This window comes from Corallococcus carmarthensis, assembly GCF_003611695.1.
Taxonomy (GTDB): domain Bacteria; phylum Myxococcota; class Myxococcia; order Myxococcales; family Myxococcaceae; genus Corallococcus; species Corallococcus carmarthensis.
The window spans coordinates 13,657-25,713 of the sequence record NZ_RAWE01000060.1; the positions used below are offsets into that span (position 1 = coordinate 13,657).

The 12,057-nt window shown below is 70.4% G+C and carries 13 protein-coding genes and 1 pseudogene; 8 read left to right on the forward strand and 6 right to left on the reverse strand.

Going from position 1 to position 12,057, the window contains the following annotated elements; genetic code table 11:
- Positions 1-151: 151 nt before the first annotated feature.
- Positions 152-553, reverse strand: a pseudogene (locus tag D7X32_RS47550) (M23 family metallopeptidase); the annotation flags it as partial.
- Between the two features lie 391 nt (positions 554-944).
- Here D7X32_RS47550 and D7X32_RS18145 point away from each other — a divergent pair.
- The 8 genes from D7X32_RS18145 (at position 945) to D7X32_RS18180 (ending at position 7,535) form a co-directional block, all read left to right on the forward strand.
- Positions 945-1,583 carry a TetR/AcrR family transcriptional regulator gene (locus D7X32_RS18145; protein WP_120603815.1) on the forward strand — a complete coding sequence of 213 codons (639 nt, stop codon included), beginning with the start codon at positions 945-947 and terminating at the stop codon, positions 1,581-1,583.
- 17 nt (positions 1,584-1,600) lie between these two features.
- Positions 1,601-2,506, forward strand: a complete 906-nt coding sequence (locus tag D7X32_RS18150) for a sterol desaturase family protein (protein ID WP_120603816.1) — start codon at positions 1,601-1,603, stop codon at positions 2,504-2,506.
- Between the two features lie 168 nt (positions 2,507-2,674).
- Positions 2,675-4,264 carry a glucose-6-phosphate isomerase gene (locus tag D7X32_RS18155; RefSeq protein ID WP_120603817.1) on the forward strand — a complete coding sequence of 530 codons (1,590 nt, stop codon included), beginning with the start codon at positions 2,675-2,677 and terminating at the stop codon, positions 4,262-4,264.
- 61 nt (positions 4,265-4,325) lie between these two features.
- The gene (locus D7X32_RS18160; protein ID WP_120603818.1) at positions 4,326-4,547 is read left to right on the forward strand and encodes a hypothetical protein; all 222 of its coding nucleotides are present in this window, start codon (positions 4,326-4,328) and stop codon (positions 4,545-4,547) included.
- Positions 4,544-5,437, forward strand: a complete 894-nt coding sequence (locus D7X32_RS46795) for a hypothetical protein (RefSeq protein WP_244239061.1) — start codon at positions 4,544-4,546, stop codon at positions 5,435-5,437. The genes D7X32_RS18160 and D7X32_RS46795 overlap by 4 nt, the downstream gene beginning before the upstream one ends.
- Positions 5,438-5,557: 120 nt before the next feature.
- Positions 5,558-6,139 (forward strand): SAM-dependent methyltransferase, encoded by a 582-nt coding sequence (locus D7X32_RS18170; protein WP_120603819.1) that lies wholly within the window; start codon positions 5,558-5,560, stop codon positions 6,137-6,139.
- A 55-nt stretch (positions 6,140-6,194) separates the two neighbouring features.
- Entirely contained in the window at positions 6,195-6,965 is a 771-nt protein-coding gene (locus D7X32_RS18175; protein ID WP_120603820.1) for an SDR family NAD(P)-dependent oxidoreductase, read from the forward strand.
- A gap of 42 nt (positions 6,966-7,007) precedes the next feature.
- Positions 7,008-7,535, forward strand: coding sequence for a hypothetical protein (locus D7X32_RS18180; protein WP_120603821.1), 528 nt, complete (start codon positions 7,008-7,010; stop codon positions 7,533-7,535).
- On the opposite strand, the gene D7X32_RS18185 is transcribed toward D7X32_RS18180, so the two are convergent.
- The 5 genes from D7X32_RS18185 to D7X32_RS18205 all read right to left on the reverse strand — a co-directional run bounded on the left by D7X32_RS18185 (position 7,525) and on the right by D7X32_RS18205 (position 12,050).
- Positions 7,525-8,565 carry a cytochrome d ubiquinol oxidase subunit II gene (locus tag D7X32_RS18185; RefSeq protein ID WP_120603822.1) on the reverse strand — a complete coding sequence of 347 codons (1,041 nt, stop codon included), beginning with the start codon at positions 8,563-8,565 and terminating at the stop codon, positions 7,525-7,527. The genes D7X32_RS18180 and D7X32_RS18185 overlap by 11 nt on opposite strands.
- Positions 8,555-9,895, reverse strand: a complete 1,341-nt coding sequence (locus D7X32_RS18190; RefSeq protein WP_244239062.1) for a cytochrome ubiquinol oxidase subunit I — start codon at positions 9,893-9,895, stop codon at positions 8,555-8,557. The genes D7X32_RS18185 and D7X32_RS18190 overlap by 11 nt, the downstream gene beginning before the upstream one ends.
- 36 nt (positions 9,896-9,931) lie before the next feature.
- The gene (locus D7X32_RS18195) at positions 9,932-10,429 is read right to left on the reverse strand and encodes a hypothetical protein (protein WP_120603824.1); all 498 of its coding nucleotides are present in this window, start codon (positions 10,427-10,429) and stop codon (positions 9,932-9,934) included.
- Positions 10,426-10,830, reverse strand: coding sequence for a phage holin family protein (locus tag D7X32_RS18200; protein ID WP_120603825.1), 405 nt, complete (start codon positions 10,828-10,830; stop codon positions 10,426-10,428). The genes D7X32_RS18195 and D7X32_RS18200 overlap by 4 nt, the downstream gene beginning before the upstream one ends.
- A gap of 188 nt (positions 10,831-11,018) precedes the next feature.
- Positions 11,019-12,050 (reverse strand): ADP-ribosylglycohydrolase family protein, encoded by a 1,032-nt coding sequence (locus tag D7X32_RS18205; protein WP_120603826.1) that lies wholly within the window; start codon positions 12,048-12,050, stop codon positions 11,019-11,021.
- Positions 12,051-12,057: the final 7 nt, after the last annotated feature.

The following is a 12,057-nucleotide window of genomic DNA, read 5'->3' on the forward strand; positions in this document are numbered from 1 at the left end:
ACAGCGGCGCCGACACCAGCGTGTCACGCACCGGGTCCCCATAGCCCACGATGCGCGCGGGCACGGAGGGGTTGTTCCAGCCGGAGCCCTGCTCCTTGGCGACCTTGAAGTGCAGGTGCGCGCCGCACGCCCAGCCCGTCGCGCCGGAGAAGCCGATGAGCTGGCCTTCCTTCACGCGCTCACCGGCCTTCACCACCACGGCGCTGAAGTGCAGGTACTGCGTCTCCAGCCCGTCGCCGTGCGAGATGACGACGTAGTTGGCCAGCGGCGCGAACTGCTCGCCGCAGCCACCCTGACGGCTGTCGCCACGCGCCATGCGCACGACGCCGTCATGGGACGCCACGATGGGCGTGCCTTCCGGCATCCGGAAGTCCCACGCGAACGTGTCGTTGTGCTGGTGGCTGCCCGTCTCATGACCCTGGCTCACCGTGTAGATGCGACCACAAGCGAACGGTACGCCCACCTCAGGCATGTTCGCAGCCGCCTGAGCGGGAGGAGGGACAGCAGGAGCCGAAGCAAGGAGGGAGCCGACGAGAAGAGCGGAGATGTTCATATCGGGGCGGGCGGACAACCGGTGCAAGGGCTTGCGCTATTTCCCAGGGATTTTCGCTCAGTCCCGAACGGATCACTAGCAGGCGAGCCACGCCCCGCCCTGTCTCAAGGGGGCGACCCTTGACCACACTCCAGAGGAGAAACGGCCCTGAAGCACAGGAGCGCCTGTCTCCTCGCCTGTCCAGTTGGCGGGCCTTGCGCCTCTAAAGCCTATCCGCTCCAATCCCTGCCACCTGAGCGGAGGCAAAGACAGACGCCCGTCTGCTCGTCAGCCCTCCGGGCAGGCCTGGAACGGCCTCCACGGCGGGATCAGCCGGCGGCTTCCGGACAGCCAGGATGCCCCCTCAACAAAGTGACTGGTCACTTTTTAAGTGACCGATTATCCTCCCCGCATGTCCCCGAAGTCCGCCCCCAGGAAGGCCGCGGTCCCGGTGCGCCGCACGCAGGCGGAGCGCCGTGAAACGACGCGCCGCAAGCTGCTGGACGCGACCATCGAGGCGCTGGTGGAGCAGGGCTACGCGCGGCTGACGACGGTGGAGGTGGCGAAGCGGGCGGGGGTGTCGCAGGGGGCGCTCTTCACGCACTTCGAAACGAAGGAGGAGCTGCTCGCGGTGGCGGTGGAGCACCTCTTCCCGCGCATCATCCAGGACTTCCTCGCGGGCGTGGGCGCGCGCCCGTCCGGCAAGGACCGGGTGGGGGCGGCGGTGGACATGCTGTGGGCCGCCTACCAGCGGCCGGAGTTGCAGGCCGCCATCGAGCTGTACGTCGCGGCGCGCACCGTGCCGGAATTGCAGAAGGCGCTGGCGGCGGTGGACGGCCCGCACCGCCAGAACCTGCACCGCGTGGCGCGCGAGCTGTTCCCGGACGTGGCCGCCACGCACGCGGATTTCGACGACGTGGTGGAGCTGGCGCTGGACGCGGTGCAGGGCGCGGCGGTGGGCGGCTCGGCCCGTCCGGAAGACCCCGCGCACCGCCGCATGCTGGACACCCTGGCGCGCTTCATGCGCGTCGCCTTCGCACCCAGGAACTGATTCGCAGGAGGTCCGCCATGGACATGTCGCACATCCCCGACCTCATCACCCCGGCCATCCCGGTGTTCGTCATCACCGTCATCGCCGAGGCCTTCTGGGTGAAGAAGCTGCGGCAGGAGCGCGGCGAAACCATCAAGGGCCACACGTGGAAGGACACGTTCGCCAGCCTCTCCATGGGCCTGGGCAACGTGGCGGTGAGCGTGTTCTGGAAGGGCGTGGCGTTCGCGGGCTACGCGGCGCTCTACCACCTGACGCCGCTGCGCATGGGCCACGGGCTGGTGGCCTGGGTGCTGCTCTTCTTCGTGGAAGACCTCTGCTACTACGCCTTCCACCGCGTCCACCACGAGAGCCGCTTCTTCTGGGCGTCACACGTGGTGCACCACTCCAGCCAGCACTACAACCTGTCCACGGCGCTGCGGCAGACGTGGACGCCGATGACGGGCTGGGTGTTCTGGGCGCCGCTGGCGCTCCTGGGCTTCTCCCCGGAGATGATCGTCACGCAGCAGGCGGTGAGCCTGCTGTACCAGTACTGGATCCACACGGAGGCCATCAACAGGCTGCCGCGCCCCGTGGAGTGGCTGTTCAACACGCCCTCGCACCACCGCGCGCACCACGCCTCCAACGCGGCCTACATCGACATCAACTACGCGGGCATCCTCATCATCTGGGACCGGCTCTTCGGCACGTTCGTCCCGGAGACCGAGCGCCCCATCTACGGGCTGACGAAGAACCTCACCACGCACAACCCGGTGCGCATCGCGTTCCACGAGTTCGCCGCCATCGCCAGGGACGCGGCCCGCCCGGGACCTTTGAGCCAGCGGCTGGGCTACATCTTCCGCAACCCCGCGTGGAAGCCGAAGCCCAAGGGGGCGCTGCCGCCGGAAGGCCCGCCGCCCATGGAGGCCGCGCACCCGGCCCCGTGAGGCCCGCCCCTTCCGGGTGGAGGACAGCCGGGGGTGGGAACCGACGTCCAGGCAACGCGGCGCGCGACATCGTTGCGACCGCGCCGTGCGGGCCTTGCTACGGTGCGCCGCGACGGTTCTGGCGGGCGCCGCGCATGAGGTCGGCGCCCCTTGCAAGGGAGTCGGGTCATGACGGAGCGCGAGTTGTGGGAGCGGTACCAGCGGCACCTGTGCGTCGTCCCCTCGGTGGGGCTCACGCTGGACATCTCCCGCATGAACTTCGGCGCGGACTTCCTGGACGGGATGCGCTCGCGCATGGACGCGGCGTTCCAGGCCATGGACGCGCTGGAGAAGGGCGCCATCGCCAACCCGGATGAGAAGCGCCGCGTGGGCCACTACTGGCTGCGCGCCCCGGAGCTGGCGCCAGAGGCGGAGCTGAAGACGGCCGTCACCAGCATGCAGGCCCAGGTGGCCGCGTTCGCGAAGGACGTGCACGCGGGCAAGGTGAAGCCCGCGAAGGCGGCGAAGTTCACGCAGGTCCTCATCGTGGGCATTGGTGGCTCCGCGCTGGGTCCGCAGCTGGTCGCGGACGCGCTGGGCAGCGGCCGGGACGCGATGCAGGTGCACTTCCTGGACAACACGGACCCGGACGGGATGGACCGGGTGCTGAACGGCCTGGGCGAGCGGCTGGCGGAGACGCTCGCCGTGGTCATCAGCAAGTCCGGCGGCACCAAGGAGACGCGCAACGGCATGCTGGAGGCGGAGGCCGCCTGGCGGCAGCGCGGCCTGGACTTCGGCGCGCACGCGGTGGCGGTGACGGGCGACGGCAGCGAGCTGGACACCTACGCCAAGGGCCACAAGTGGCTGCGCACCTTCCCCATGTGGGACTGGGTTGGTGGCCGCACGTCGGTGATGTCGGCGGTGGGGCTCTTGCCGGCGCAGTTGCAGGGGCTGGACGTGGAGGGCTTCCTCGCGGGCGCGAAGGACATGGACGCGGCGACGCGCGTGCATGACGTGGCGGCGAACCCGGCGGCGCTGCTCGCGCTGATGTGGTTCCACGCGGGCGGTGGCAAGGGCCAGAAGGACATGGTCATCCTGCCGTACAAGGACCGGCTGATGCTGATGTCCAAGTACCTCCAGCAGCTGGTGATGGAGTCGCTGGGCAAGGAGCTGTCGCTGGACGGCAAGGTGGTGAACCAGGGCATCGCCGTCTACGGCAACAAGGGCTCCACGGATCAGCACGCGTACGTGCAGCAGCTGCGCGAGGGCGTGAACAACTTCTTCGTCACCTTCGTGGAGGTGCTGAAGGACCGCGACGGGAAGTCCCTGGCGGTGGAGGGCGACAACACCAGCGGCGACTACCTGCTGGGGTTCCTCCTGGGCACGCGCCGGGCGCTGTTCGAGAAGGGCCGCGAGTCGATGACGCTCACCGTGCCGGACGTGAGCGCGCGCACGGTGGGGGCGCTGGTGGCCTTGCACGAGCGCGCGGTGGGCCTCTACGCGAGCCTCGTGAACATCAATGCCTATCACCAGCCGGGCGTGGAGGCGGGCAAGAAGGCCGCGGGCCGCGTGCTGGAGTTGCAGGGCAAGCTGCTGGCGAAGCTGAAGTCCGCGAAGGCAGAGGCGCGCTCGGCGGATCAACTGGCGCAGGACATCGGCGCGGCGGACGAGGCGGAGACGGTGTTCAAGCTGTTGCAGCACTTGTCCGCGAACGGAGACCACGGCGTGAAGCGCACGGGTGGCGCGCGCCCGGCGGAGGCCCGCTTCCAGGCCGGGTGACAATGCATTGCCCGCCGGGGCAATGCCTGACGGTTCCAGGCCACGGCTAGCCTGGACCGTCATGGGCCGAGCACACGCGGTGGGGCTGTGGCTGTGCGTCCTGGGCGGGCTGGCGGCATGTCCGGACGCGCACCGTCCGGGCGGCAAGCTGGACCGGGCGGCGCACCAGGATGCGCTGGAGCAGATGCCGGAGTCGCGTTGCAGCGCGCGCGACTACAAGCGCCTTTGTCCCGATGACACCGAGCCGAGCGAAGAGTGCATCGAGCTGTGTGGTGGACCATGACGCGGCCCTGGCACGTGTCCCTGAGCCTGGTGGCCTGCCTCATACTCCTGACTCCCGCACTCTTCGTCCTCCAGCAGGTGCGGGAAGCCGGTGCCGCCCCCATGCCGGAGCCAGCGGGCCTGGTCCCCATGCTGACCTACGACGAGCGGATGCGGCGGGTGACCTACCAGCACGTCTGTTCGAAGCAGACCGACTGTGAGGCCCCTCTCGTCTGTTACCGCGACGTCCGCTTCCGGCGCTATTGCACGGACAGCGCCTGCACGACCGACAGCCAGTGCCCCGAAGGGCAACGATGCACGACACTGGCCGTCCCCAGCGCAGGAGCACTGGTCAGACTCTGCGCGCTCGTGGGCATTCGCCAGGAGGGAGAGCCCTGCTTGGAGACCGCTTTCGATGCCACCTCCGCATGCAGGGCGGAGTTCGAGTGCATGGGGAGGGATGGCTACTGCGCCCGCTCCTGCACCCCCGGCCAACCCGGAGCATGTTCCGAAGGCTTCTTCTGCGCGGACGTGAAGCCGAAACCCTCGTGCCTCCCCACGTGTGAGAGGCGCGGCTGTACCCAGGGAGAGCACTGCATCCCGTTCGAGGAAGGCACCTCCATCTGCGCATCCATCTACGGCCCTAACTGCCTGGACACCCCCTGTCCCGATGGCCGCAAATGCCAGGTGTTCTCGCAATCGGACTTCCCCGGGAAGGTCTGGGCGGAATGCGTCCACCGCTGCTCCGCCACGGACCCGACGTGTGGCGAAGGCCAGGTCTGCGATGGCTTTCACTGCCTCCAGGCCTGCGACCCGAACGAACCCAACCCCTGCGCCGAAGGCTTCCACTGCGACCGGCGCGGCGAGAAGCTCCCGTGGTCCTGTCAGCCGGACTACTGGCACGGCGGCTGATCACCTCCCGACGCTCCGACTGCCCCAGGGCCGACACCTTCACGGCCCCGGGCGGCCAGGATGTGGCGGGCTTGGGAGGTTCCCATCCTGAGGGTTCGTGTTCCCCCAGGAGCCCTCCCGATGAAGCCGTCATCCGCCCTCCTGCTGACCCCTCCTCCGCCGCCACCCGAAGCCGAGGATCCGTGGCACTCCGACGCGCTGGGCTGTGTGCGCAGCCGAGACGACGTCACGATGGCCTCGCTCCCGCGCGCGCGTTACCGCTCCGCCCTGGAGATTGGCGGCGCCATCGGCCTGCTCACGGAGAAGCTCCAGGCCCGCTGTGACGCCCTGCTCTCCCTGGAGGATTCAAGGTCCGCCCAGGCCCGCGCCATCCACCGCTGCCGCCACCTGCCACACGTGCGCTTCCAGCGGATGAGCGTGCTGGAGAGCTACCCCGAACAGACCTTCGACCTCACCCTCGTGTGCGAGCGCGCCACGTCCTGGAGCCTCCACGAGCTGTCCCTCGCGCAGCAGCGCATCCTCGAGCACCTGGAGCCCGGCGGGCACCTGGTCCTCGTGCACTGGACCGGCCAGACGCGCGACATGCGCCTCAATGGCCACGAGGTCCACGACGCCTTCCGCCAGCTCACCCCCAAGCACCTGCGCCACCTGCGCGGCGAGATGGAGGGCACCTACCGGCTGGACGTCTTCGAACGCCTTTGAACGCCCCGGTGAATCCCGTCCCCACCCGGCCCGGGCCGGCGGTAGAAGGGGCGGCATGGAACTCGGAATCACGGGGAAGACGGCGCTCGTCACCGGCAGCAGCCGGGGCATCGGGAAGGCCATCGCCATGGTGCTGTCGCGCGAGGGGGCCCGGGTGTCCATATGCGCGCGCCACCTGGAGCCGCTGGAGGCCCTGGCGAAGGAGCTGCGCTCCGAGGGCGCCCAGGTGGCCACGGTGGTCGCGGACGTGGCCACCCAGGAGGGTGCGTACTCGGCGGTGGACTCCGCGGTGCGCGCCTTCGGTTCGCTGGACATCCTGGTGAACAACGTGGGCGGCAGCGGCGGCGCGGGCGCCTTCGACGCGGCCAGCACCCAGCAGTGGAATGACGTCATCCAGCGCAACCTGATGACCGCCGTGTGGTGCAGCCAGCGCGCGGTGACCGTGATGCGCCAGCGCGGCGGCGGCAGCATCGTGAACATGAGCTCCATCTTCGGCCGCGAGTACGCCACCAGCGCGCCCTACAGCGCCGCCAAGGCGGGCCTCATCGCGCTCACCAAGGAGATGGCCGTGGACCTGGCATCCCACCGCGTCCGCGTCAACGCCGTGGCCCCGGGCGCCATCTTCTTCCCCGGCGGCAGCTGGGACCGGCGCCAGCAGCACGACCCGGAGGCGGTGGCCAAGGTGGTGCGCGAGCAGATCCCCTGGGGCCGCTTCGGCACGGCCGAGGAGGTGGCGGACGTGGTCGCCTTCCTGTGCTCGGAGCGGGCGAAGTGGGTCACCGGCGCCACGCTCCCCGTGGACGGCGGACAGGGCCGTGCGTTCTGAACCGCGTTGCGGCATAGAGTCCGCGCGAATGAGGCCAACGCATTGCTGAAGCTCTACAAGAAGGACGGCGACACCCTGCGCTACTGGGAGGCGTGGGAGCACGAGGGCGTCGTCACCGTGCACTGGGGCACCGTGGGTGACGGAGGCGAGCAGAAGGTCGTCCCCGTCCCCCCGGACGAGGACCCCGACATGGTCATCGCCATGGAGGCCGAGTCCCTGGTGGACGCCGGCTACGACGAGCCCGAACCGGACGCCATGGCCGTGCTGCTCGTCGAGTACGCCGTGCAGGGCAAGGGCACCGGCCATGACTTCGAGCAGCGCAACGCCGTGGAGGAGGCCCTCACGGACGCGCTCGGCTGGACGGGCAACGGCGAGGTGGAGGGCGGCGAGACGGAAGCGGGCGTCATGCGCGTGCACTGCCGCGTGATGGACCCCGACACGGCCGCGCGCACCGTGGTGGAGGCCCTGGACGCGGAGGACCTGCTTGAAGGGGCCCGCGTGCTGGTGGCGCGGGGCGACGAGAAGCCCCGCGTCGTGCACCCGCCCCTGTTCCCCGTGCTCAAGTCGTAGGCTGCTCCGGAGCTTGGGGAACCTGGGGCGCCTGGCCCCGGGGCCCGAAGACGCGGAACAGCAGCACCAGCGACGGCACCACCGTCACCAACCCCACCCCCAGCGCCACCAGCAGCAGCCGCTGCACCACCGGCTGCGCCGCGGCGCTCTGGAGCGTCAGGTGCGGGTAGACCAGGTACGGCGCCTGCGACACCGCCCACCCCAGAACAATGAGTCCGCCCTGCGTGGCCGCCGCCACTCGCGCGGCCCGGAAGCGGCGCTTCCACAAGAGCGCGAACGCCGTCACCGCCGCCACCGCGGTGCCCACGTGCAGTGCCAGCGCGAACGAAGATTGCGACAGGCCCGTCCACACGCGCGGCGCGCCCTCGCGCGACAGCAACAGGACGGCCAGGGCCAGCGGGAACAGCAGCCCGCCCGTCACCAGCGCCCGGCGCCGGAAGTCCTCCGCCAGTTCGGGAGTCCGCGCCTCATGCGTGAGGTACACGGCCGCCAGGAACACGAACAGCCCCAGCGTCAGCGCGCCCACCGACAGCGCGAAGGGCGACAGCCACGACGCGAAGAAGCCGCTCACCACCGCGTGCCCCTGCATGCGGATGGCGTCGCTGGCCACCGCCCCCACGCACATGCCCAAGAGCAGCGGCGCCACCACGCTCGCGACGCTGAACACCACGCCCCAGCGGCGCTCCACCGCGTCGCCGCGCGTGTCGTAGGCGCGGAAGGTGAACGCCGTGCCCCGGAACACGATGCCCAGCACCAGCAGCGTCAGGGGCACGTGCAGCGCCACGCTCAGCGCCGCGAAGGCGCGCGGGAAGCCGCTGAACAGCAACACCAGCCCGACGATGAGCCAGACGTGGTTCACCTCCCACACCGGGCCAATGGCGTGGGCGATGAGCGCGCGCTGCTCCGCCTTGCGAGGCCCTCGCGCCAGCAGGTCCCACACGCCGCCGCCGAAGTCCGCTCCGCCCAGCAGCGCGTACAGCACGAACGTGCCCGCCACCGCGAGCCCCAGCACCGTCGTCTCAGTGGACATGGGCCACCTCGGCTTCCACGACCGCGCCAGGGCCCTTCGGCAGCGTGCCCGCCACCTGCCGCCAGAGCACGAAGAGCACCGTCACCCCGAGGAACAGGTACACCGCCGTGAAGGTGAAGAACGGCGCGGCCAGGTGCGGCACCGGCGTCACCGCCTCGCCCGTGCGCATCACGCCCCGGACGATCCAGGGCTGCCGGCCCCACTCCGTGACGAGCCACCCCGCCTCCAGCGCCACCAGCCCCAGCGGCCCCGACAGCAGCCACGCGCGCATCATCCCCTTGCCGTGCGGCCACTCGCGGCCCCGCCACCGGCGCCACAGCGTCGCCAGCGCGAGCAGCGCCATCAGGCTGCCCGTGCCCACCATCACCTGGAAGGCCATGTGGACCTTGGCCACCGGCGGCCAGACGTCGCGCGGGAATTCGTTCAGCCCCTTCACCACCGCGTCCGGATCCGCGAACGCCAGGATGGAGAGCCCCTTCGGCAGGTCGATGGAACCCGACACCGTGCGCTTCTCCACGTCTGGCCATCCGCCCACCCGCAGGGGCGCGCCCGCCTCCGTGTCGAAGTGCGCCTCCATCGCGGCCAGCTTCACCGGCTGCGCCTTCGCCACGTGCTTCGCGGACAGGTCCCCCACCAGCGGCTGCGCGAGCGCGGTGATGCACGCGAGCGGCAGCGCGATGGACAGCGCCTTCTTGTGGAACGCGGCGCCCGGGTGCCTCAGCAGGATGAAGGCGTGGATGCCCGCCATGGCGAACGCGCTGGCCTGATAGCAGGACAGCAGCACGTGCGCCGTCTGGTACTGCCAGCCGGGGCTGAACATCGCCACCAGCGGCTGCACGTCCGTGGGCCCCTCCGGCGTGGGCGTGAAGCCGGACGGGTTGTTCATGAAGGTGTTCACCAGCGTGACGAAGAACGCGCTCGCCGCGCCGCTCACCGCCACCATCACGCCGCTGAACAGGTGCAGGCCCGGCGACACGCGCTCGCGGCCGTACAGGTAGATGCCCAGGAAGATGGCCTCGGTGAAGAAGGCCACGCCCTCCAGGCTGAAGGGCAGGCCAATCACTTCCCCGTAGCGGCCCATGAACTCCGGCCACAGCAGGCCCAGCTCGAACGAGAGCACCGTCCCGCTCACCGCGCCCACCGCGAAGAGGATGGCCGTGCCCTTGGCCAGCTTCGCGCTGAGCGTGCGATAGTCGGCGTCACCCGTGCGCCGGTGCTTCAGGTCGCTCAGCACCATCAGCACGGGCAACGCCACGCCAGCCGCCGCGAACACGATGTGGAACGCGAGCGACAGTCCCATCTGCGCGCGCGCAAAGAGCAGGTCCGTCATGGACATCAGTCTGCTTTATGCGAGCTTTTTGCGCATTCAGGATTTCTTATTATTCTCCACAGGCAGCTTGGTGATGGCCCGCGAGGGGACCAGGGTCTTGATGGAGTTGCGGGCCACGGCGGTGGCGAGCGAGGTGACGAAGATCATCACCACCTTGCGGCCCAGTTCCGCGCCCAGCGGCTTGTCCTCGATGCTGGTGGCCACGCGGTCCGGGTGCGCCCAGGCGCGCTCCAGGGCCTGCCGGCGCTGGCGGCGCACGCGCTCGTCGTGGTGGCGGGCGCGGTAGATGGCGATGCCCACGCCCAGGCCCACCGCCACCAGGGCGGCCGCGCCCACGGTGACGAGCAGGTCCTTGTTCTGATTGACGTGGTAGCGCACGTCCGTGGCGCGGGTGCGCCGGCGGTCCAGCTCCTCCAGGGTGAGGAGCAGCTCGTCGCGGATGCGGTCCGCGGTCTGCTCCACCTGCTCACGGTCGCCCATGCGCTTGGTGATGGCGTGGTCGACGTGCGCTCCGGTCTCGGGTGCCTGGCTCATTGCAGCGTCTCCCGGGTCAGCTGAAGGTCCGTCTTCAAGCGTTCCTGCGTGTGGACCAGCGGCTTCTTGGGAATCCGCTTGGTACCCAGGAACAGGAGGAGGCCGGCCACGGCCAGCAGCACCGCGCCCACGATGAGCACGCCCACCGCGGCCCCCAGGGGCAGCGCCAGGCCCAGCGCGACGAAGAGCACCGCCAGCGAGGTGAGGGCGAGGACGGCCCCCGCGCCCAGGAAGATGCCCGCCAGCCTGGCCGCCTGCAGCTCCTGCTTCAGCTCCTTCTTGGCGTGCATCACCTCCGCCTTCACCAGCAGGCGGGTCTCCGACAGTGCGTGCCGGATGAGTTCCGGGGTGGAGAGCGTCTCCAGCTGGGTGCGCTCCAGGCGTTCTGATTCGAGGTCCACGACCGTGCCTCCGACAGGATGACTTCCAGGGCATCACCGACGGACGCCTGCCTGGCGTCCCGGCTGTCCCCGGTCTGTTCCTGAAGGTGGTCAGGAAGGGTGTGTGGGAGAAGTCCCGCCGCACACCCCATCCGCGTCCGTCTGCCTGCCTGGTACCCCGGCCCCGTGGGGAGGCCAGGGGTCCATGCCTAGCGGCGGGACTTCTGGTGGGCGATCGCGGTGGCCAGCGTCTCGCGCACCTGGCGGGCCCGGAACAGGCGGTCCGCGGTGTCCAGCAGGTTCTCCGCGTACAGCACCTGCTTGCGCAGGCGGGCCGGGATGGCGCGGGTGCCCAGGTGCGCGCCCAGCAGGGCACCCGTGAGCGCGGCGGCCACGTCCGCCTCGCCGCCACAGCGCAGCGTGAGGACGACGGCCTCGCGGAAGTCGTGCGGCACCTTCAGCGTCGCGTACAGCGACGTGAGCAGCACCGGCACCACGTGGCACGGCAGGCCGTCCACGCCCTTCAGTTCGCTGGGGGGCACGCCCACCTTGCGCAGCTGGTTGAGCGCGCGCTGGGTGTCCCAGGTGAGCAGGCGCGGCAGGTGGCGGATCTCCTCCGCCAGGTTCTTGTCGTGCACGGCGGCGGACAGCGCCAGGGCCTCGCAGAAGGCCGCGGGCGTGAGGGCCTCCTGCTCCATGCCCAGCGCCACCGCCTGCGCGAACGCGGCCGCGGCGGCGGCGCAGACGGGGTCCTTGTGCGTGATGACGGTGAGCACGCCCGCGTCGTGCGGCAGGCGCGCGCGCTGACCGCTTTCGAAGAGGCCCACCACCAGCGCGCGGCTGAGCACCGACGGGCACTTCGTGCCCAGGGGCGCGCCCGCGCTCATCCACGGCGTGCCGCCCACCAGCCGCTGCAGCGCTTCGGAGAGGCTGCGCGGCGGCTGCAGGATGATGCCCTCCTGCCACAGCCACGCCAGGTGCAGCGCCGCGCTGCGGCCGTCCACCTTGCCCTCGCGGATGACGCTCTCCGCGGCCGCGAGCAGGAGCTGCGTGTCGTCGCTGAACTGGCCCTTGGCGAACTTGCCGCGCGGCCGGGGCGCGAAGTCCTCCGCCAGCCCGGGCAGCCGCGCCAGGCTCGCCGGGGGAATGCCCCTCAGCGGAAAGCCGAGCGCATCCCCGATGGCGAGCCCGAGAAATGCCGCGTGGAACCTGTCCTGGCGGTCTGCGGGAGTCAGCGGCATCGAAGGA